20 protein-coding genes are annotated in these 21575 nt (G+C 62.9%); 15 read left to right on the top strand and 5 right to left on the bottom strand.

All coding sequences use genetic code 11. The annotated features are described in order from the left end of the window. Window positions 1–110 precede the first annotated feature (110 nt). Window positions 111–1217: a 3-deoxy-7-phosphoheptulonate synthase gene (locus tag AB5Y80_RS13610; protein WP_368173064.1), complete on the top strand. Its 1107-nt coding sequence runs from the start codon at window positions 111–113 to the stop codon at window positions 1215–1217. A gap of 470 nt (window positions 1218–1687) precedes the next feature. On the opposite strand, the gene AB5Y80_RS13615 is transcribed toward AB5Y80_RS13610, so the two are convergent. Both AB5Y80_RS13615 and dsdC read right to left on the bottom strand, forming a co-directional pair. Continuing rightward, window positions 1688–2095, bottom strand: coding sequence for an H-NS family nucleoid-associated regulatory protein (locus AB5Y80_RS13615; RefSeq protein ID WP_010673634.1), 408 nt, complete (start codon window positions 2093–2095; stop codon window positions 1688–1690). Between the two features lie 349 nt (window positions 2096–2444). Further along, a complete protein-coding gene (gene dsdC / locus AB5Y80_RS13620; protein WP_368173065.1) occupies window positions 2445–3389 on the bottom strand; it encodes a DNA-binding transcriptional regulator DsdC in 945 nt (314 codons plus the stop codon). A 215-nt stretch (window positions 3390–3604) separates the two neighbouring features. On the opposite strand from dsdC, the gene dsdA reads away from it, so the two are divergent. Together dsdA and AB5Y80_RS13630 are read left to right on the top strand one after the other, a co-directional pair. Continuing rightward, on the top strand, window positions 3605–4936 hold the full coding sequence (dsdA, locus tag AB5Y80_RS13625) for a D-serine ammonia-lyase (protein WP_368173066.1): 1332 nt from the start codon (window positions 3605–3607) through the stop codon (window positions 4934–4936). Window positions 4937–5275: 339 nt separating this feature from the next. Then, window positions 5276–5452 carry a hypothetical protein gene (locus AB5Y80_RS13630; protein ID WP_010673631.1) on the top strand — a complete coding sequence of 59 codons (177 nt, stop codon included), beginning with the start codon at window positions 5276–5278 and terminating at the stop codon, window positions 5450–5452. A 66-nt stretch (window positions 5453–5518) separates the two neighbouring features. On the opposite strand, the gene icd is transcribed toward AB5Y80_RS13630, so the two are convergent. Then, complete coding sequence (gene icd / locus AB5Y80_RS13635; RefSeq protein ID WP_010673630.1) at window positions 5519–6772, bottom strand: NADP-dependent isocitrate dehydrogenase; 1254 nt, start codon at window positions 6770–6772, stop codon at window positions 5519–5521. Window positions 6773–7182: 410 nt separating this feature from the next. Here icd and AB5Y80_RS13640 point away from each other — a divergent pair, with 410 nt between their 5' ends. Beyond that, window positions 7183–8274 carry an alpha/beta hydrolase gene (locus tag AB5Y80_RS13640; RefSeq protein ID WP_039039248.1) on the top strand — a complete coding sequence of 364 codons (1092 nt, stop codon included), beginning with the start codon at window positions 7183–7185 and terminating at the stop codon, window positions 8272–8274. 86 nt (window positions 8275–8360) lie between these two features. Here the strand turns inward: AB5Y80_RS13640 and AB5Y80_RS13645 are convergent, their stop codons facing one another. Further along, window positions 8361–8510, bottom strand: coding sequence for a hypothetical protein (locus AB5Y80_RS13645; protein WP_010673628.1), 150 nt, complete (start codon window positions 8508–8510; stop codon window positions 8361–8363). A 556-nt stretch (window positions 8511–9066) separates the two neighbouring features. Here AB5Y80_RS13645 and AB5Y80_RS13650 point away from each other — a divergent pair. The 3 genes from AB5Y80_RS13650 (at window position 9067) to AB5Y80_RS13660 (ending at window position 12498) form a co-directional block, all read left to right on the top strand. Beyond that, a complete protein-coding gene (locus AB5Y80_RS13650) occupies window positions 9067–9360 on the top strand; it encodes a hypothetical protein (RefSeq protein ID WP_042879347.1) in 294 nt (97 codons plus the stop codon). Between the two features lie 246 nt (window positions 9361–9606). Continuing rightward, window positions 9607–11727 (top strand): hypothetical protein, encoded by a 2121-nt coding sequence (locus tag AB5Y80_RS13655; RefSeq protein WP_368173067.1) that lies wholly within the window; start codon window positions 9607–9609, stop codon window positions 11725–11727. A gap of 3 nt (window positions 11728–11730) precedes the next feature. Next, the gene (locus tag AB5Y80_RS13660) at window positions 11731–12498 is read left to right on the top strand and encodes a DUF3142 domain-containing protein (RefSeq protein ID WP_323922891.1); all 768 of its coding nucleotides are present in this window, start codon (window positions 11731–11733) and stop codon (window positions 12496–12498) included. Here AB5Y80_RS13660 and AB5Y80_RS13665 read toward each other — a convergent pair. Beyond that, window positions 12479–13723 (bottom strand): NADH:flavin oxidoreductase/NADH oxidase family protein, encoded by a 1245-nt coding sequence (locus tag AB5Y80_RS13665; protein ID WP_368173068.1) that lies wholly within the window; start codon window positions 13721–13723, stop codon window positions 12479–12481. The genes AB5Y80_RS13660 and AB5Y80_RS13665 overlap by 20 nt on opposite strands. 224 nt (window positions 13724–13947) lie before the next feature. Here AB5Y80_RS13665 and AB5Y80_RS13670 point away from each other — a divergent pair, with 224 nt between their 5' ends. From AB5Y80_RS13670 to AB5Y80_RS13705, 8 genes are all read left to right on the top strand, one after another. After that, complete coding sequence (locus AB5Y80_RS13670; protein WP_368173069.1) at window positions 13948–14439, top strand: MerR family transcriptional regulator; 492 nt, start codon at window positions 13948–13950, stop codon at window positions 14437–14439. 2 nt (window positions 14440–14441) lie between these two features. After that, window positions 14442–14909 carry a GNAT family N-acetyltransferase gene (locus tag AB5Y80_RS13675; RefSeq protein ID WP_323917652.1) on the top strand — a complete coding sequence of 156 codons (468 nt, stop codon included), beginning with the start codon at window positions 14442–14444 and terminating at the stop codon, window positions 14907–14909. 83 nt (window positions 14910–14992) lie between these two features. Further along, entirely contained in the window at window positions 14993–15901 is a 909-nt protein-coding gene (locus AB5Y80_RS13680) for a pseudouridine synthase (protein ID WP_368173070.1), read from the top strand. A gap of 64 nt (window positions 15902–15965) precedes the next feature. Continuing rightward, window positions 15966–16433, top strand: a complete 468-nt coding sequence (locus AB5Y80_RS13685) for an NUDIX hydrolase (protein ID WP_010673620.1) — start codon at window positions 15966–15968, stop codon at window positions 16431–16433. Between the two features lie 303 nt (window positions 16434–16736). Continuing rightward, window positions 16737–17843, top strand: coding sequence for a tRNA 2-thiouridine(34) synthase MnmA (mnmA, locus tag AB5Y80_RS13690; RefSeq protein ID WP_010673619.1), 1107 nt, complete (start codon window positions 16737–16739; stop codon window positions 17841–17843). A gap of 279 nt (window positions 17844–18122) precedes the next feature. Then, the gene (gene hflD / locus AB5Y80_RS13695; protein WP_010673618.1) at window positions 18123–18734 is read left to right on the top strand and encodes a high frequency lysogenization protein HflD; all 612 of its coding nucleotides are present in this window, start codon (window positions 18123–18125) and stop codon (window positions 18732–18734) included. Between the two features lie 30 nt (window positions 18735–18764). Then, entirely contained in the window at window positions 18765–20135 is a 1371-nt protein-coding gene (purB, locus tag AB5Y80_RS13700; RefSeq protein ID WP_042014264.1) for an adenylosuccinate lyase, read from the top strand. A 152-nt stretch (window positions 20136–20287) separates the two neighbouring features. Next, the gene (locus AB5Y80_RS13705; RefSeq protein WP_323893505.1) at window positions 20288–21418 is read left to right on the top strand and encodes a cupin domain-containing protein; all 1131 of its coding nucleotides are present in this window, start codon (window positions 20288–20290) and stop codon (window positions 21416–21418) included. Window positions 21419–21575: the final 157 nt, after the last annotated feature.

Here is a 21575-nt window from a genome sequence, read left to right on the forward strand (position 1 = left end):
ATAATGACAATCATTCTCAACAACTACGATGAGCCGTGAACCTGTCTGCTCCCAACGGGATGGCGCATACGGGTTCCCCATCGCACACATGCACAGCAAGGTAACTCCAGATGGCAGTTTTGAATTCGGTCATGCGCGCCTTCGCCATAGAGGCGCTCCCCACCCCTGCCGAGCTGCTGGCACAGCACCCCTGTCCGGCCGACATGGCCCGGCACATCGACAACCAACGCCATCAGGCACGCCGGATCCTGGCAGGTGAAGACGATCGCCTGCTGGTCGTGATTGGCCCCTGCTCCATCCATGATCCCGTCGCGGCCCTGGACTATGCCGGACGGCTGGCACGACTCGCCACCGCCTATCAAGACAGCCTTCAGATAGTCATGCGCGCCTATTTTGAAAAGCCGCGCACCACGGTGGGCTGGAAGGGACTGGTCTTCGATCCGCACCTGGACGGCAGCAACGACATCAATCGGGGATTGCATCTGGCACGCCAGGTGCTGCTCGACATCAATGGGCTGGGGCTCGCCACCGCCACCGAATTCCTCGACACCACCAGCTTTCTCTATCTCGCCGATCTCGTCAGCTGGGGCGCCATCGGGGCACGCACCACAGAGTCTCAGGTCCACCGGCAATTGGCCTCCGCACTGCCCTGCCCCGTGGGATTCAAGAACGGGACGGACGGCAATATCCGGGTCGCCATCGATGCCATCCAGGCCAGTACCGCCTCCCATCTCTTCACCGCCCCCGGCAGCCAGGGCGGCATGGTAGTGATCAAGAGCGAAGGCAATCCCGACGGCCATATCATTCTGCGTGGCGGCACCCTGCCCAACTACCACCAGAGCGATGTGGCGGAGGCAGCAGAGCGCCTCACCCGTCAGGGACTCCCCCCTCGCCTGATGGTGGATTGCAGCCATGGCAACAGCCAGAAGCTGCACACGAACCAGCTGAAGGTCGCCAAAGAGCTCTGTCGCCAGCTGAGCGAAGGGAGCCAAGCCATCGCCGCCGTCATGGTCGAGAGCTTCTTGCTGGGGGGAAACCAGAAACCGGCACCTCTGGGTGAGCTGCAATACGGTCTGTCAGTGACCGATGCCTGCCTCTGCTGGGAAGAGAGTGAACACCTGCTTGCCATGCTGGCAGAGGCGGTCAAGGCCCGTCGCCGCACCCGGAGAAAATACGCACACGCCGTTCAGTCTGAACTCGGTCAACCTGTCATCTAGCATTCGGTTTATTTGTTTGCCACCAATCCGTGTCTGCCTCATCCGCACATTGTCCGGCATCGTGCGGATATATCGCAGAAGAGCGGTGTCAAACAGACCATAAATAGAGGGGATAAATTAATAGGCGGTGGGCGTCATGCATCAGCAAGAAAAAGTGACGGGCCGCTCAGGCGTACAGATGAGGATCCACCACCGCTATTTCATTCTGTCACAGCAGGTATCCATGATCGCTTCTCACAAGGGACGAAGAAAAACGGGCTGTATGAGTCCTCAATGCGTATAAGTGGCGAGGTGGCGTGGAAGATGATGCGCCACCTTTATTGGGCACATGATGGTTATGGCTATTCCAGACGAGGCTCTCCAATTAACCGGAGTAACCTGCGCAATTGGGTTTTACTGCGACATCATCTGAACCCTGAAAATAATAATGCCGCCCTGTAGGCGGCATTATCGAGAATCGGATCCGGCGATCAGATCAGGAAATCGTTCAGATCCTTGCCCAGCGCAACTTGCTCGGCGATGGCCTTGGGCATACGACCCTGACCGGTCCAGGTCTTCTCCTGACCGTCTTCCTGGTATTTGTATTTTGCAGGACGGGGAGCACGCTTGCTCTTGGTGGTGCCCGCCGCAGCCGGAGCCGCCACGCTGCCGATCAGCTCACGGGGATCGATACCAGCCTGTTGCAGCATTTCGGTGAATTCATTCAGTTTGCGCTGACGCTCTTCCTGTTCGGCGCGTTCCTGTTCAACGGACTCGGCACGCTCGTTATATACCAGGTCAAACTTTTCTTTCGCTTCTTGCAGTTGCTCAAACGGCAGTTCACGAATGGCAGCGCGCAAGCTGCGAATGTTCAGCAGAACCTTCAGAAACTCGTTCATTACTTCCTCACAGAATTATTTTTGTATGTCACAGGGATAACACGATTTGAGAATAGCATGCCCATTGGATAACAACATAATGTTTTTATACCATCCGGCAAAGCGCTGACACCATATGGACATTATTCACCGTGGTTAATTCCCTGCCTGATACTTATTGGGAATACTCTCACAGACTTTATTTCCTATTTTCCCCGGTTAATCTCAGGCTCACCTCATCCGTTGCACACGGTGTTATCTCTTACCCGCGTCGCTCTGCGCCAGGTCATTTAGCAGCAGTGCTGGCCCTTATTGTACAAATAGTGCGCTCATGGCCATGACCTTCGCAGACAATAAACCAGGTCCCGTTTCAGGATGCCCCTTGCGCCTGATCCTGTATCCAGCGGATGAATGCCTGGATCTTGGGACACTGGCGGTGAGGGAGGGTCGCCAGGTAATAACGCGGCTCGCAGCGCACCGCCATATCCGGGAAGGGCATCACCAGCGCTCCGCTCGCCAGCGCCTGGCTTGCCAGTTGCCTGCGCCCCATGGCGACACCGGCGTGGTGGGTGGCGGCAAGGATCGCCAGATCCGCCCGATCAAATCCCATGTGTGACGAGCAGGCCTCCAGGGAGAGATGCCAGTGACTCCCCCAGGTGCGCCACTCGTCGCTGTCGGTGTCCAGGCCCCAGGCCTGCCTGTCATGGAGCAGGCGGCACTGCTGCAGATTCCCCACCTCCCCCATCAGACCGTGGTCGCTGGCGTATTGCGGGCTGCACACCGGCACCATGTATTCATCCATCAGGGGGTGGATGGCCAGGCCCGTTGGGGTTCTGGCATCGAAGTTGAGGGTCAGATCGATGCCGTAGCCGTGCAGGTTGATGTGCTCGTTGCCCGTCAGCAGGTTGAGCTCGATGTGAGGATGCAGACGGGAAAAATCGGCGAGCCTTGGCACCAGCCAGCACTGGGCGATGGAGGGGCGCGAGTGCAGCGTCAGAGATCCCGACAGCGCCTGCTCCCTGATCTCCAGCACCTCCTGATTGATGAACTCCAGGGAAGAGGTGAGGGCCCAGAAGATGCGCTGCCCCTCCGTGGTCAAGGCCACCTTGCGGTGAAAGCGCTGGAACAGCAAAAACCCGAGCGCCTCTTCCAGGGCCGAGATGCGGTGGCTCACCGCGCTTGGGCTCAAGGAAAGCTCGTCGGCGGCGAGCGCACAGGAGCCGTGGCGGGCCGCTGCCTCGAAGGTGTGGAGCCTGGCGAGCTGATGGCTGCTGAGCAGCTTGCTCCTCACCCCCGGGTGCTCATCGCGTTGCATGGTTGGGCCTCCCTCTCTTTTATCTGGCAGATGATACCAGAAGGGCGAGGTTTGCATTCACCAGGAAGACTCAACTCACCCGTATGCGAAGACACAGCAGGGTAGATGACCATTTGCATCAACTGGGCTCATCCAAGCGACGCGTTTTATCATTTGTCACGGCAACGCTGGCGCCGTTCAATGGGATGATTCCGTCACCACCCCGAGAGGCTTTCATGACACACACCGACATTGCCGGGCTCATCGCCCGCTTCCCCCTGCTCGAACCGCTGATCGCCCTCACCCCTGTGACCTGGTTCAATCCGGGGGCCACCTCCCTCGCGGAAGGATTGCCCCATGTGGGGCTCACCCGGCACGATGTGGCCGCCGCATCCGCCCGGCTCGCCCGCTTCGCCCCCTACCTGTGCGAGGCCTTCCCCGAAACCCGCGCCAGCCACGGCATCATCGAGTCCGGGATCGCCGCCATCCCGACCCTGCAGGGGACCCTCAATGGGCGCTACGGCGTCAAACTCACCGGCAGCTTGCTGCTCAAACAAGACAGCCATCTGCCCATCTCCGGCTCCATCAAGGCGCGCGGCGGCATCCACGAGGTGCTGGCCCATGCCGAACACCTGGCCATCCAGGCTGGGCTGCTGCGCGAGACGGATGACTATCGCACGCTGTTCTCGGACGAGTTCCGCCACTTCTTCAGCCAGTACAGCATCGCGGTGGGGTCGACCGGCAACCTCGGCCTCTCCATCGGCATCATGAGCGCCCGCCTCGGCTTTCGCGTCACCGTCCACATGTCCGCCGATGCGCGGGAGTGGAAGAAGCAAAAGTTGCGCGAACATGGCGCCATCGTCGTGGAATACGCAGAGGATTACGGGGTGGCGGTGGAGCAGGGGCGCAAGGAGGCCGAGCGCGATCCCGCCTGCTTCTTCATCGACGACGAGCACTCTCGCACCCTGTTCCTCGGCTACTCGGTGGCCGGTGAGCGGGTGAAGCAGCAGTTCGATGCGATGGGCATCAAGGTGGATGCCGAGCACCCGCTCTTCGTCTACCTGCCTTGCGGCGTGGGTGGCGGCCCGGGCGGAGTGGCCTTTGGCCTCAAGCTGGCGTTTGGGGACAACGTGCACTGCTTCTTCGCCGAACCTACCCACTCCCCCTGCATGCTGCTCGGGGTCCACACCGGGTTGCACGATGCCATTGCGGTGCAAGACCTTGGCATCGACAACCTCACCGCCGCCGACGGCCTCGCGGTGGGACGCGCCTCCGGTTTTGTCGGCCGCGCCATGGAACGCCTGCTTGCGGGCTTCTACACCCTGAGGGATCAGGAGATGTACGACCTGCTGGGGCTCCTGGCCCGGGATGAAGAGATCCGGCTCGAGCCCTCGGCACTGGCGGGCATGGCTGGCCCCTGGCGAGTGGGCGCCAACCTTGAGTGGCAGAGTGGGCAGGGACTGGATGCAGCCAAGATGGCCGGGGCCACCCACCTGGTGTGGGCCACCGGCGGCGGCATGGTGCCCGCCGAGGAGATGGAAAAATACCTGGCCTGCGCCCGGATCTGATCTTTTTTTCGCCCCCGTGACCCGCCGACCTGGCGGGTTTTTCTGCTGCGAGATCAGCATGATGGCACCTCAGCCCTCGCCCCCATGACACAGACGGCCAGACTGCTGGACAGCCTGATTTGTCATCCAGCCCCACCGACTGGTTATTTTGTGATACGATAGAGACCGTTTTTTGACATCTGCGCCCCGTTGTCCCCTTTTTCCGGTGAGATAACCACCGGATCCGGCGACCAACACCTGCCGGGCGCAGCACAACATGTACCCAGTTCGAATCGCTCCTGCGCGACCTTGACGCCAGGAGCACTCCCCTCTGGGCACCTTAGATAAGGAGATCGGGCGATGAAACAATATCAAAGCTGGTTGGGACAATATCTGATGAGCCGCCGTGACGGAGACCACGCCATGGCATCCGAGCTCGCCAGCTCCATCTGCGAATTCTGGCAGGCCCGTGGAGATGAGGCCGAGACCAGCAAATGGCAGCAGATCTACGAGCAGCACGTGGAAAAAACCACCTGACGACCTGCTCTCTTCCATAAAAAAACCGGCGCTCATGGCGCCGGTTTTGCATTTCAACGGCCCGGATCACATCTGGTCGATCATGTCCTGGGCGAACTGGGAGCAGGAACGCAAGGTGGCCCCTTCCATCAGACGCTCGAAGTCATAGGTGACGGTCTTGTTGGCGATGGCCGCTTCCATCCCCTTGACGATGAGGTCAGCCGCCTCGGTCCAGCCCAGGTGGCGCAGCATCATCTCGGCAGAGAGGATGAGGGAGCCCGGGTTGACCTTGTCCTGGCCAGCGTATTTCGGCGCGGTGCCGTGGGTGGCTTCGAACAGGGCAACGCCATCGCCGATGTTGGCACCCGGCGCGATGCCGATGCCGCCGACCTGGGCCGCCAGCGCGTCGGAGATGTAGTCGCCGTTGAGGTTCATACAAGCAATGACGTCATACTCGGCCGGACGCAGCAGGATCTGTTGCAGGAAGGCATCGGCGATGACGTCCTTGACCACGATGGTCTTGCCGGTTTTCGGGTTCTTGAAGGAGCACCAGGGGCCGCCGTCGATGAGCTGGGCATCGTACTCTTTCTGGGCCAGGGCATAACCCCAATCCTTGAAGGCACCTTCGGTGAACTTCATGATGTTGCCCTTGTGCACCAGGGTCACGGAGTCGCGATCGTTGTCGATGGCGTACTCGATGGCGGCACGGACCAGACGCTCGGTACCGGCCTTGGACATGGGCTTGATGCCGATGCCGCAGGACTCGGGGAAGCGAATTTTCTTCACGCCCATCTCGTTTTGCAGGAAAGCGATCACCTTCTTGGCTTCATCGCTGTCCGCCTTCCACTCGATGCCGGCGTAGATGTCTTCGGCGTTCTCGCGGAAGATCACCATGTCGGTCAGCTCGGGGTGCTTGACCGGGCTCGGGGTCCCTTCGTAGTAACGGACCGGGCGCAGGCAGACGTAGAGATCCAGCTCCTGGCGCAGGGCCACGTTGAGGGAGCGAATACCGCCGCCGACCGGGGTGGTCAGCGGGCCCTTGATGGCCACGCAGTATTCACGAATGAAATCCAGGGTTTCGGCCGGCAGCCAGGCACCTTCGCCATAGACATGAGTCGATTTCTCGCCGGTATAGATCTCCATCCAGGCGATCTTGCGCTCGCCTTTGTAGGCTTTCTCGACCGCAGCATTCACCACATTCAACATGGCCGGGGTCACGTCCACACCGATACCATCCCCTTCGATAAACGGAATGATGGGGTTGTGGGGAACCTGCAGCTTGCCGCTGGCATCGACTGTGATTTTCTGGCCCTGGGTCGGGATAACTACTTTGCTTTCCATCGGCATCTCCTAACTTCCGTTTGTTATCAATCTGATCGTTGCGCGCGGCCATCTTAAGCCCATCCATTTGCATAATCAAATAGCGGGCGTGCATGTCAGACCATAGTCGGGGAGTGGATCACAGTGCGCCTGAGGATCCCCTCCTCCCTCGCCGCCCTCAGGTCCTGACGAGGCGCAGGCCCCGTCCATCCGGGCCTCTTCCTCTCTTGATGACAGCGTCTTCCTGCCCTCGCCGCCCCGAAGGAGCCTTTCCCCCAAATCCCGTTCGCCTTTACATCGTCGTAACCCCTTTGGCGAGGCAAGGCGCGCCGGGGGACAGGCTGCCGGATCCGGACTAGGCTCTTTGCCAGTGATCGGGGCGCCCGGGGCGTGGCCGGTCATGAAGAGAGCACGACAACAAGGAGAACACCATGTTTATCGTCACCAACCGGATGGTCAACGAGCAGGGCAAGACCCCCAGCGAGATCTTTGGCGAAAAACCCGCAGAGGGCCCCAACGAACTGCGCCTCGCCGAGGCCCGGCGTCAGGGCAAGCAGTGGCAGCTGGACCTGCTGCCGGATCAGATCACCGCCGAGATGGCCGCCAGCGTCGGCCTTGACCCCGACCTCCCCCACCCGGCCAGCGCCTATGTGGCGCGCAAGCTGCTGGAGCGCTGCGCCGGGACCGGCAGCACGGCCAAGCAGAAGCTCAAGACTGGCAAACACCTGCTGCTGTTCGTACACGGCTTCAACAACGATCTTGACGATGTGCTGGAGCGAGCCGCGGGGCTCGAGGCCCGTTACGGCGTCGAGGTGCTCTGCTTCAGCTGGCCCGCCAATGGCGGCGGCGCCCGGGGCGTGCTGAGCTACAAGAGCGACAAGCGCGATGCCCTGGCCTCGGCCGGGGCCCTTGACCGGGTGCTGGAGAAGATGAAGGGGCTGCTCGACGAGTTCAACGGCCAGTATGTGACGCAACTGGAAGAGAAGGCCCAGAAGAAGTTCGCCGACAACGGCGAGGCCTGGGATCGCTACTTCGCCAAGGAGGTGAACAAGCGCTGCCCCTTCACCATCAACCTGCTGCTGCACAGCATGGGCAACTACCTGTTCAAGCACCTGCTGGGCAGCACCACCTACCACGCCAACCAGCTGCTGTTCGACAACATCATCATGGCCGCGGCCGACACCAACAACGAGCTTCACGCCCAGTGGGTCGATCGCATCCAGTGTCGCAACCGCCTCTACATCACCATCAATGAGCGCGATGGTGCCCTGATGGCATCGCGCATGAAGATGGGGGAGCAGCAAAAGGCGAGGCTCGGCCACTACACCCGGCGGCTGGATGCCAGAACAGCCACCTACGTGGACGTGACCAATCAGCCCCATGTGGGGGACTCTCACGCCTACTTCGAAGGGGATGCCCTCGCCAACGAGAAGGTGCTGCGCTTCTTCCACACCGTCTTCAACGGCGGCACCGGCGAGAGCGCGGAGCTGTTCGATGCGGCCCAGAACCTCTATCGCCTCTAGCCACTGCGCAAAAAAAAACCACCGCCCCGAACAGGGCGGTGGTTTTTCATTATGCGCTCACTTGGTGGCCACAAGGCCGCCAGGGGCTAGTGTTCTGCCGCTTCCGGCTGGGGCGCTTCGCTGCGCTCCCGTTGCAGTTCATCGACCCTGGCCTGCCATCTGTCCTGGGCCTGTTTTTGCCCCTGGGACTCGAATTCCTGGCGCATGGTGTCGATTTTTTGGTCAAGTTTTTCCATCAGGATGTCTCCTTACATCTCGGGTTACACACTGGCTGACGGCACTGTTTGGCCAACCTGCTCACCCGATTGGACACCAGGTTTTCCCCAATTGTCCAACAAAATAAACGATTGATTATGCAAAAACCAATCTAGAAAATGGGTTGAAGCTCCTTATGAAACCCCATCGTTCACCCTGAAAACGCCTGATAAAAACACCATTTTTGCCATTTATATCAATATCTTGATATTTATCACTCGCTCAATGACGCCCTTGAGATCGGCATGACGAATGTATGCACATTTTTTTCACAAAAACTCCCCGATCTCCAGGTTTTGCGACCGGAAAGGCCCCTTGTCCATCCAAAAACACGATAGGTTATGACACAACCCATCTCTTTAATGGATAGATAATCCCCAATCCCGGCCCTGCGGCTTGCCAACCCGACCACCTGCAGGTTCGCTTGTTACCCATCCGGGCATATCCCGCCCCACTCCCGCCCCGATAAAATGAAGCCGCACCACGCCTGCTGAGCGGGTTGTTGCCACCCTCATCCCCTCTCGTCGGAGTCATGACATGGATCTCTTCTGGTGGTTTGCCCTGCCCGTCGCCGCAGGCACCTTCTATGGGTGCTATTTCTGGAACCAGCGCCATGCCCAGCCCGACTGGCTGCGCCTGCCCACCCGCGCCGACTACCTGCACCAGCATCCCGAATGCGCCATCGACGATGAACTGGGGGCGCGCTGCTGCGCCTGCGGCTCCGACAAGGTGCTGGGCCACCCCCAGACCGGCTGGCCTGATCATCGCTTTCGCCACACCTGCCTCGCCTGCGGCAAGGCGCTCTTTCGCACCGAAGAGCCCCCGATATAAGCATCCACATTCGCCCTTTTTGTATGGCGATGTATGGCGATGACAGATGCTGACACCCGCGAAGCAGCAAAGAGCACGCGCTCGGGACAGGGGGATGGCGCAGGCGTCCTGACAGGGAGAGCGCCGACCAGGTCATAATGGGTTGTCGTTTGTGACCCTCTTTCGTACTATTGCCCGCCACTGCGAACCCCCTTTTCCGGCCCGGGCGTCACGCACGGCGCGGGCCCACAAACGGATAGCGATCCCATGACATCTCTGACCCACTGCTCGGTGCTGGCGATGACGCTGGTTGCACTGCCCGCCCTCGCCTCCGGTGACGGTGACGGGTGCGGCTTCTGGCTCACCGACTGCCCTCTCCCCACCTATCCGCTCTATCTCAACGAGAACGACACCCGGGGCAACCTGCTGATGCTGCTGGGGGATGCCCAGCATCACCCCCTCCCCTTCACCCTGCCGGCGGATCCGCTGAACGAGCGCAGCCAGCCGCTGTTCTACCTCACCCGCCTCCCCCAGCCGGAGGAGGTGGAGGACCCGGCGCTGCGCGAGCAGCTCGGCAGCCGGCTGGCCGCCTACGACCCGTCCCTCCCCCCGCTGCTCGAGCACTACGCGGGCCACGACTCCCTCTACGGCCACGCCATCTCAAACTCCCTCTCCTCGGTCAGCGCGTTTCTGGACGCCCTCGAGCAGAGCGAGGTGCCCGCCCCGGAGCGCACGTCGCTGCTGCGAAGCCGTCTGCTGATCCTTGGGCAGCAGGAGAGCCCGGCCCCCGCGACCGAAATGAGCGGTGCTGCCCTGGAGTGGCAGGGGTATCTGCAAGCCGCCCGGCACTTCTACGAGAGCCGCTTCGAGGAGGCCCGCGCAGGCTTTGCCGCCTTGCAGCAGGCCAAGGCCCCCTGGGTGGCCGAGAGCGCGACCTACATGGTGATGCGCACGGAGATCAACCTCGCGATGAAGGAGGCGAAGGACGAATACGGCGATCAGGACGTGACCAGGAGCGACAAGGAGGCCCTTCGCCGCGCCATGGCCCAGGGTCAGGCCTATCTGGCGGCCTACCCGCAAGGGCGCTACGCCAGCTCGACCAGAGGACTGTTCAGACGCATCCAGTGGATGTCCGGTGATCTCGGCGCCCTGCGGGATGCCTATGACGAGGCCATGGCAACCCGCCAGCCCTTGCCGGCGCTGGAGGCCCTGGTCAACGAGATCGATCTCACCCTGCTCAGTGGCGATGCCTATCGCCATCAGGCGGCCTATCAGGACTCGGCCCAGCCGGCGCTGCTGTTCGTCAATGCCCTGCGGGGTCTCAGACCGACCTATGAGCGGCCGCGGGACTGGCAAGATGCCCAGCTGGACGACGCCATCACGCAACTGCAAAAAACCGGTCACCAGGCGCAGGCGGCCTATCTCAAGGCCTATGCCCTCTTTTTGGACAAGCAGTTCGAGCAGGTGCTGGCCCTGCCCTCCCCGGGGCAGGAGGACGCCACCCTGGCATTCAGCCACCAGATGCTGCGCATCTGGGCCTGGCAGGGCATGAAGGCCTTCGACAAGGCCGAGCAGGCCCTGATGGCGCTGGTGGCCTCCCCCCTGGGTCAGGCCCAGCAGGCGTTCGTGGAGAACGTGCTGGCGGATCACTGGGTGCGCACCGGCAACACGGCCGCCATCTTCCAGCCGGGCAGCCCCATCACCCAGCTGCGCATCCGCGCGGCCGTGCTCAAGCAGGAGGCCGAACCTGCCCTGTTGCGCCAGCAAGCCAGTCAGGGCCCGAGCGCGGCGGAGCGGCAGATTGCGCTCCATACCCTGCTGGTGCGGGATCTCATCGCCAGCGACCCGGCCACCTTCTTGCAGGATGTGGCCCTCATCCCCGCCGATTACAAGGAGGCGACCCCTCCCGCCGACGCGCCCTGGGAGCCCGTACCCAACGGGGATGTGCGCCTCTCGACGTTCCAGTGGCGCGGAGAGGGGACGCCCCAGGGCTACCACTGCCGGGATCTGACCCAGACCCTTGGCACCCTGGTGCAGCGCCCCGACGATGGTCATGCCCTCAACTGCTTCGGGGAGTATCTGCGCAGCCGGGATCCCCATATCGACCTGTGGCAGGATCGCGAGATGATCTGGGGGCTGGCGCAAGACGAGCGCCCCACGTTCCCGAGTCGCCTCGCCCTCTATCAGGCCGTGATGGCCAACCCCAAGGCAGAGCCCGAAGACAAGAGCTATGCCCTCTATCGCGCCATCCAGTGCTATGCCCCCTCCGGCTACAACAGCTGCGACAGCCAGGAGATCCCCAAACGCACCCGGCAGGCCTGGTTCAACACCCTCAAGCAGCGCTATGGCAACTCGGTGTGGGCCAGATCCCTCAAATACTACTGGTGAGCCATGAGCAGACCCCCTGAACGCGCCCTGCTGGCGCTGCTGCTGACGGCCCTGGCCACCCCCCTTGAGGCCAGTGTCGATGCCAGCGCCTATCACGGGTTCTGGCTCTGGTCCGCCACCCGCCACCAGCCGGTACTGGAACAGGCCAGCACCCTCTATCTGCATCAGGGGGAGATCCTGGACAGGCCCGGCGGCCCCCGCTTCGTCAAGCTGGGGCGGGTTCCCTCCCCCCTCAAGGCCGGGCAGGTCTGGCTGGTGGTGCGTGTCAACGCCCTCCCCCTCTCCCCCGCCCACGAGCAGGTGCTGGTGCGCCTCTACGAGGGGTGGCGCGCGGCCGGGGCCAGGGTGGCTGGCATCCAGATCGACTTCGATGCGGCGACCCGCCAGCTCGATCGCTATGGCAACGCCCTGCAACAACTGCGGCGCGCCCTGCCTCCCGGGTGCAAGCTCAGCGTGACGGGGCTGCTCGACTGGGCGAAAACGGGGGATGTGGCAGAGCTCAATCGCCTGCCCGTGGACGAGCTGGTGATCCAGACCTATCAGGGCACGCGCACGGTGCCGGGCTATCAGGCCTATCTACCCGCCATGGCGCACCTGACCATCCCGTTCAAGGTAGGGCTGGTGCAGGATGGGGAGTGGGATCCCGCCTGGCAGACAACACTTGCCGCCTCCCCCCACTACCGGGGCGAGGTGGTCTTCCTGCTCAACCGTCCGGCGCCGATCCCGGGGACCAGCAGGGCGATATCCTCCTTCACACCCCCTGCCCCTTGATCCAGCGCCGATAGCGGGCATTGCCACGCAGGGTCTGCCACTGCTGGCAGGCCAGCGCCAGGGCGGGTGCGACCTTGGGGCGGCTCGGCTGGCCACGCCCGAGGCGCCGCAGCTGGTATTTCACCATCGCCATGTAGCCCACCGAGGCCAACACCTTGTTGCGCAAGGGGATGGGGCGCAGCTCGGCGCTGGCCGCCTGCTCCCGGTGCCATCTGGCGGGCAGATCCGGTGCTATGGCCAGCGCGGTGGCCATACCGACGACCGCCACTCCGCTGCCGAGCACCTGTTCGACCACCGGATAACGACGGATCCCCCCGGTCACCATCACGGGCATGCGGGCGGCAGCCACTATCTCCTCTGCAAACGTCAGAAAATAGGCTTCCCGCGCCAGGGTACGGCCATCCCGGGCCTGGCCGTGCATGGCGGGCGCCTCGTAACTGCCGCCGGAGAGCTCCACCAGATCCACCTCGAGGGGGTTGAGCATCTCCACCACAGCCCTGGCATCCTCGGTGCTGAAGCCGCCACGCTGAAAGTTGGCGGAGTTGAGCTTGACCGACAGTGAGAAGCACTCCCCCACCTGCTCACGTATCCCCTGCACTATCTCCAGCAGCAGGCGGGCACGATTCTCAAGGCTGCCGCCCCAACGATCGCGACGCTGATTGGTAAGCGGCGAGAGGAACTGGCTCAACAGATAGCCGTGGGCGGCGTGGATCTGCACCCCGTCAAAGCCCAGATCCTGTGCCAGCCGCGCCGTGTGGATAAAGCGCGCCTTCACCTCGGCAATATCGCGCTCGCTCATGGCCCTGGGCGGGGCGAACTGCCTGGAGAAACTGCCGAGCGCCATGGGCACGGCGGAAGGGGCCAGGGTGGGCTGCCCCAGCGCCGCCGGCATCTGGCGACCGGGGTGGTTGATCTGCATCCAGATCTGGCCCCCGCCGCTTTTGGCCGCCGCAGCCCAGGCCCTGAAACGCTCGCCTATCTGTGGGGATAGCGCCGGGGAATCGAGCACCACGCCCCCAGGCCCCGTCATGGCGCGCCCGTCCACCATCACATTGCCAGTGATGATAAGGCCGGCGCCCCCCACTGCCCAGGTGCGATAGAGCTGGATCAGCGCCTCCGAAGGGGCATGGTCACGGTCGGCCATGTTCTCTTCCATGGCGGCCTTGGCGAGGCGGTTGATAAGCTGGCTGCCACTCGGCAGGGTCAGGGGAGTAAAGGGGTTCATGGCAATCTCCTCGGTAGTGAGGGCCCCACCATAAGTTTGAAGCCGACTTGAAGGTCAAGCCCCTTTGTCGGGATGCCGCTGCGATGGGGGAAATACTATCCAGCCGCACCGCCCTTGCTCAGGGCCGTTGACATTCAAGCGGACTTTAACCCTAGAATTCCCCAGACCCCGCCCCCTCAGTCATTGGCATGGCGGGCCCATCAACCCGCAGCCCGGGAGGCAAGATGAAGATCGGTGAACTGGCCAGACAGACCGGCATGGCGGCCTCGGCCATCCGCTTCTATGAAGCCAGGGGCCTGCTCAGCCGTGTGCGGCGGGGTGCCAACGGCTATCGCGACTACCCGCCCGAGACGGCGCAGTTGCTGACTATCATCGGCCTGGCCCAGCAGGCGGGCTTCTCCCTCGACGAGATCAGGCAGCTGGTGCCCGCAGATATCAGTTCTTGGCAACACGCCCCGCTGCTGGCGGCGCTCAAGGCCAAGGTGAGCGATATCGAGGCGCTGGAGGCAAGGCTTGCCCACAGCAAGCAGCAGTTGCAGGCCCTGATCCAGCTGGTTGAAGCCAAACCGGGCGAGATGCCGTGCGAGGAGAACGCCGCCCGGGTGCTGGCCTGCATGGGCATTGCCTCCCCCGAGGGCGCCGCCAAGGCCACCACATCGGTCAAGCCCGCCATCGTTTCGCGCGGCGCTCACCGTCACAAACAGGGAGAGAGATAAGGATGACGTTTGTCGAGATGAACCCCGCCCACCTGCCGCTGGCCCTGCTGCTGGAGGCCGATCCCGCCGCGTCGCGCATCGCCGCCTACCTGCCCGGGGCCTGGGGCTTTGCCGCCCTGGCGGACAACGAGGTCGTGGGAGCCTGCGTGGCGGGCCTGGTGGGGGAGCAAACCGCCGAGATCTTCAACATCGCCGTTGCCCCCAACCGCCAGCAGCAGGGCATCGGCTCCGGCCTGCTGCGCTTCGTGCTGGAGAACCTGACCGGGAAGGGGATAGGCCGCGTCGAACTCGGTACCGGCAGCTTCGGCCACCAGCTCACCTATTACCAGCGCCACGGCTTTCGCGTCCATGCCGTCGTGAAGGATCACTTCCTCATCCACTATCCCGAGCCCCTGATGGAGCACGGCATCCAGCACAAGGACATGCTGCGCCTCTCCCTCGCACTGGCGCCGGACACCGCCTCCCCCTGACCCGAGAGGGTGAGCCCCGCTCTCCCCCTGATGGCCGCCCCCTGTGGTACACTCCGCCATCCCCTGTTTTTGGTAGGCATGCGATGAAATCAGCCCGTCCCCGTCTCTCCCTCTCCGCCCGCCCTGACGCAGGCCGTACGGCCAGCGGGCCCACCATGGTGCGCCCATCCCAACGCCGGGAGGCCCGGCACCCAGGGAGCGTCAACGAGCGTAAACCGGCCCCCGCCCCGGTGGATCGCAAGCTGCTGCTCTTGAACAAGCCTTACATGGTGCTCTGCCAGTTCACCGACGAAGGGGGCCGCGAGACCCTCAAGGATTACATCAAAGAGCCCGGCATCTATGCCGCGGGCAGGCTGGATCGAGACAGCGAAGGGCTCTTGCTGCTCACCAACGACGGCAAGTTGCAGGCACGCCTCACCCAGCCGGGAGAGAAGACCCCCAAGACCTACTGGGTGCAAGTGGAAGGCATCCCGAGCGAGGAGAAACTGGCCGCCCTTCGCGCCGGTGTGGAGCTCAACGACGGCATGACCCTGCCCGCCGGGGCGCGCATCATGGATGACCCTGTGGTGTGGCCACGCAATCCGCCCATACGCGAGCGCAGGGAGATCCCCACCTGCTGGCTCGAGATAACAATCGTGGAGGGGCGCAACCGCCAGGTGCGGCGCATGACCGCCCACATCGGCCACCCCACCTTGCGCCTCATCCGCTACGCCATCGGGGAGTGGACCCTCGATGGGCTCGCGCCGGGAGAGAGCCGCGTCCTGCCCGCCCCCGAGCTGGCACCCGCGCCACGACCAGCCGCCACGCAAGGCAAAGCACGGGCATCCGCCGCAGCCGGGAGCACTGGCCGCAGCGCCCCCCGCACCGCTCGGCCAACAGATCAGGATCCACCCCAGGGGCGGGACCGCCGCGGGGCAGACCCGCGCCCCGGCAATCGCAGCGGCGGGCGCACCACCGCCCGCCGTCCGGCTCGCACCAAGCCCTCTGAATGAAGGCGACAACGGATCTGCATCGAGCGCCCCTGCCGGGGCACAGCCAACAAGACAAGGAGTCCTTATGAGCGATCACCCACCGCTGCCCACCCGCCTCACCGTGGCCGCCCTGGTGCACTGGCAAGGGCGTTTCTTGCTGGTGGAAGAGGAGATTGCGGGCAAGCGCCGCTTCAACCAGCCCGCCGGCCACGTGGAGCCGGGAGAAGATCTCATCCAGGCGGCCTGCCGCGAGCTGAAGGAGGAGACCGGACTCACCGCCGCCCCCACCGGCTGGCTTGGGGTCTACCTCTTCAAACCGGCGGACAGCGAGGCCACCTTTGTGCGCACCGCCGTCATCTTCGACCTTGAAAAGTCGCCCGGTCAGCACCATCCAGAGGATCCCGACGGTGACGTACTGGCCTGTCACTGGCTCAGCCTGGAGGAAATTGCCGAGTGCAAGCCCGCCCTGCGAAGCCCATTGGTGTGGCAGTGCATTCAGGACTATCTGGCCGGCACCAGGCTGCCGCTGTCGGCCCTCAAGGCCTTCATCTGAGAGCCTGCCCACGCTCTTACTGCGAGACCGTGATCAAGGCTCATGTGCTGCTCGGAATCCTCACGTATATCTATACGTTCCGGTTCCTGCGCTGCTCTTTACCTTGCTGACGGCCTCTCGTGACAGATCGTGAACAGGCTATGCGGGACCGTTTGGCGCCATTTTTTCATCATGGCGCCGACAAATAGAAAAACGATTTCCCGCCGCCGGGCTTCCAAGGGGAACGGCGGCAGGGAGATGTGACCGGGGGCGCAAAACTCTGGTAGAATACGCCCCGTTTAAACGAACTGGTAACTTCGACTAATGACAGACAACAGCCAAATCAAGGTGATCGTCGGCATGTCCGGCGGCGTGGATTCTTCCGTCTCGGCCTACCTGCTCCAGCAGCAGGGCTATCAGGTCGAAGGCTTGTTCATGAAGAACTGGGAAGAAGACGACACGGACGAGTACTGCTCTGCCGCCCAGGATTTGGCTGATGCCAAGGCCGTCTGCGACAAGCTGGGGATGAAACTCCACACCATCAACTTCGCCGCCGAATACTGGGACAACGTCTTCGAGCACTTCCTGGAAGAGTACAAGGCGGGTCGCACCCCGAACCCGGACATCCTGTGCAACAAGGAGATCAAGTTCAAGGCGTTCCTGGAGTTTGCCGCCGAAGAGCTGGGGGCCACCTACATCGCCACCGGCCACTATGTGCGCCGTGACGACAGCACCGGCCGTCCGCGCCTGCTGCGCGGTCTGGATACCAACAAGGATCAGAGCTACTTCCTCTACACCCTGAGCGAAGCCCAGGTGGGTCAGAGCCTGTTCCCGGTCGGGGATCTGGAAAAACCCGAGGTGCGCCGCATCGCCGAACAGCTGGATCTCATCACCGCCAAGAAGAAAGACTCCACCGGCATCTGCTTCATCGGTGAGCGCAAGTTCAAGGACTTCCTGGCCAAGTTCCTGCCCGCCCAGCCCGGCCCCATCGAAACCGTGGACGGCAAGATCATCGGCGAGCATCAGGGGCTGATGTACCACACCCTGGGCCAGCGGAAGGGGCTTGGCATCGGCGGTCGCAAAGATGCCACCGAAGAGGCCTGGTACGTGGTGGACAAAGAGGTGGAGCGCAACACGCTCGTGGTGGCGCAAGGGGAACACCCCCGCCTCTACTCCGACGGCCTGGTCGCGAGCCAGCTGCACTGGGTGGATCGCACCCCCATTCGCGCGCCGCGCCGCTGCACCGTCAAGACCCGTTACCGTCAGGAAGATATCCCCTGCCTGATCCAGCCCATCGACGACGAGACCATCCGGGTCATCTTCGACGAGAAACAGGCTGCGGTGACCCCGGGCCAGTCCGCCGTCTTCTACGACGGGGAAGTGTGTCTGGGCGGCGGCATCATCGAACAGCGTTTCAGCCATCCGGTCTAAGGGCTGGGCGCTCACGAGCGTCCGCGCGGTACTCCCTTCTCCCCTCGCGGGAGAAGGGTTGGGGATGAGGGGGTCACCACCCTCACCCTGACCCTCTCCCTGAGGGAGAGGGGACAAAGAAAAACAGTACCAGGCAGCGATACATGATTGGCAACGTCCAGGCCGGATCATGGCATCGGCCGGTGAATGAACAGAACAGGGCTGTGAAGACATGGCCGACACATTCCAGGCCGGATAATGGCATCGGCCGGTGAAAGAACAGAACAGGGCTGTGAAGATATGAGCGACAAATTCCAAGACAGAACCATGGCCTTCGCAGGCATCTGCCAGGCCGCCTATCTGGTGCAGAAAGTGGCCCGTGACGGCTCCTGCGACGAAGCCTCCCTGCGCGAGAGCCTGCAAAGCATTCTGGTCACCAACCCCACGCAGCCGCTGGAAGTGTTCGGCAGCCACCTGGCCATTCGCGACGGCTATCGCGCCCTGGTGGAACAGCTGGGGGCCGACGGCAGCCAGAAGAATGCCGAGCTGACCCGCTACGTGGTGAGCCTGATCGCGCTGGAGCGCAAGCTCGCCAAGCGCAAGGACATCCTCAACATGCTGGGGGAGCGGATCAGCCAGATCGGCCGCCAGCAACAGCATTTCGATCTGCTCGACGAGCAGATCCTGGCCAACATGGCGAGCATCTACAGCGATCTCATCAGCCCCATCGGGCCGCGCATCCAGGTGGCGGGCACCCCGCTCTTCCTGCAGCAGCCCCTGGTGCAGCACAAGGTGCGCGCCCTGCTGCTCGCAGGCATCCGCGCCGTGGTGCTGTGGCGCCAGCTCGGCGGCAGCCGTACCCAGATCATCTTCGCCCGCAAGAAGATGGTGGAACTGGCCAAACGATTTTAACCCCCACACCAATCATCAGGAGTTCACCCCATGGAGCTGTCCGCGCTGACTGCCGTTTCCCCGATTGACGGTCGTTATGGCGACAAGGCCGATGCCCTGCGCCCTATCTTCTCCGAATTCGGTCTGCTGCGTTTTCGCGTCGAAGTCGAGGTGCGCTGGTTGCAAAAACTGGCCAGCCACGCCGGGATCCCGGAAGTCCCTGCCCTGAGCGAGGCAGCCAATGCCGTGCTTGACGGCATCGTCAGCAACTTCAACGAGCAGGATGCCGCCCGCATCAAACAGATCGAGCGCACCACCAACCATGATGTGAAAGCGGTGGAGTACTTCCTGAAAGAGAAGGTGGAAGTGAACCCGGAGCTGGCCGCCGTCAGCGAATTCATTCACTTCGCCTGCACCTCGGAAGACATCAACAACAACTCCCACGGCCTGATGCTGAAGACCGCCCGGGAAGAGGTGATCAAGCCTTATTGCGAAAAGCTCATCGGCGAGATCAAGCGCCTGGCCGTCGAGTACCGCGACATGCCGCTGCTGTCACGCACCCACGGTCAGCCGGCGACCCCGAGCACCATGGGCAAGGAGATGGCCAACGTCGCCTACCGTCTGGAGCGCCAGCTCAAGCAGATCATGGCGGTGGAGCTGCTGGGCAAGATCAACGGTGCCGTGGGCAACTACAACGCCCACATCAGCGCCTACCCGGATGTGGACTGGCACCAGTTCTCCGAGGAGTTCGTCACCTCTCTCGGCCTGACCTGGAACCCCTACACCACCCAGATCGAGCCCCACGACTACATCGCCGAGCTGTTCGACGCCCTGGCCCGCTTCAACACCATCCTGATCGACTTTGACCGTGACGTCTGGGGTTACATCTCCCTGGGTCACTTCAAGCAGCGCACCATCGCCGGCGAAATCGGCTCCTCCACCATGCCCCACAAGGTCAACCCCATCGACTTCGAGAACTCCGAAGGCAATCTGGGTCTGGCCAACGCCGTGTTCCAGCACCTGGCGAGCAAACTGCCCATCTCCCGCTGGCAGCGTGATCTCACCGACTCGACCGTGCTGCGCAACCTGGGTGTGGCGGTGGGTTACTCCCTGATTGCCTATCAGGCGACCCTGAAGGGCATCTCCAAGCTGGAAGCCAACGCGGACGCCATGGCCGCCGATCTGGACGCCAACTGGGAAGTGCTGGCGGAGCCCATCCAGACCGTGATGCGCCGCTACGGCATCGAGAAGCCCTACGAGAAGCTCAAAGAGCTGACCCGTGGTCGCCGCGTCGACGCCGAAGGGATGCGCACCTTCATCGACACCCTGGCACTGCCGGAAGCGGTCAAGGTCGAGCTCAAGAAGCTGACCCCGGCCAACTACATCGGCGACGCCCAGCGTCTGGTCGATCTGCTGAAATAAGTGATGTAACCGAACCGGCGGGGGCTCTGTCATGACGGCAGGGCCCCCGTTGATTTTGGCCCATTTGATATGATCACCCTCCATCGGGCCATTTCAGAGCCCTTGCCCAAGCCCGCCTTGGGCAAGCCCTCTCACAAGATACGAGAAGCACCATGTACCAACTCAATCTGGATATCGCTCACTTCCTCGAGCACTACTGGCAGAAGCGCCCGCTCCTCATCAAGGGCGGTTTCACCGACTTTCAGGATCCCATCAGCCCGGACGAGCTGGCGGGTCTGGCCATGGAAGAGGTGATCGAATCGCGCCTGGTCACCCGCTTCAACAACAAGTGGGAGGCGGCCCACGGCCCCTTCGAATCCTACGATCACCTGGGGGAAGAGAACTGGACCGTGCTGGTGCAGGCGTGCAACCACTGGGTACCCGAGGTGCACGAGCTGGCGGTGCCCTTCCAGTTCATCCCGGGCTGGCGCTTTGACGATGTGATGGTGAGCTTCTCCACCCCTCACGGCGGTGTCGGCCCCCACATCGACAACTACGACGTCTTCATCACCCAGGGTCAGGGCAAGCGCCACTGGCGGGTCGGCGATGCCAAGCCCTTGAACGAGTTTGCCGCCCACGCCGCCCTGCTGCACTGCGAGCCGTTCGAGGCGATCATCGACGTCATCATGGAGCCGGGCGACATCCTCTACATCCCGCCCGGATTCCCCCACGAGGGCTACGCCATCGAGCCCTCCCTGAACTTCTCGGTGGGTTTCCGCGCGCCGGACGCCAAGGCCCTTGTCTCCTCCTTTGCCGATCACCTGATCGACAACGAGATCCGCACCGAACGTTACGGCGACCCGGACCTCAAGCCCCGCGCCCGTCACGGGGAGATCCAGCCCCATGAGCTGCACCGCCTGCGGGAGCTGATGCAACAGGCCCTCGACGACGAAACCCTGTTCAAGGAGTGGTTCGGCACCATGATCTCCGAGGCCAAGCACGATCTGGACGTCAATCCGGTGGAGCCGGACTACAGCGCCGACGAGGTGGCCGACCTGCTGAGTCAGGGGGAGCCCGCCATCAAGGTGCCGGGGTTGCGCAGCGTCTGGTTCAGCGGCGAGAGCCGCACCTGCTACATCGACGGCGAAGCCTGGACCCTGCCAAGCGAGGATCCGGCCGCCATCGCACTCCTGTGCGACAAGGACATCATCACCCAAGACGCGCTGGTGGAACTGGCCGATCAGGCGGGCTTCCTGCAACTGCTGACCCGGCTGGTCAACCGCGGCTACTGGTTCTTCGGCTGATCCAGAGGGCTGCCGCCCCTCCCGACGTGCCGGGAGGGGCGGCGTTTTTTCCGCTGTAGGCCAACCGGCTCCAGCCTTGCATTGCTTCGCCCTGACGCCGCGGGAGGGAGTGACTACACTGGATGACGGCCAACGGCATCGGGCCGGATCGCCCCCG

The organism is Aeromonas sp. R2-1 (genome assembly GCF_040908425.1).
In the GTDB taxonomy this organism is placed as follows: domain Bacteria; phylum Pseudomonadota; class Gammaproteobacteria; order Enterobacterales; family Aeromonadaceae; genus Aeromonas; species Aeromonas caviae.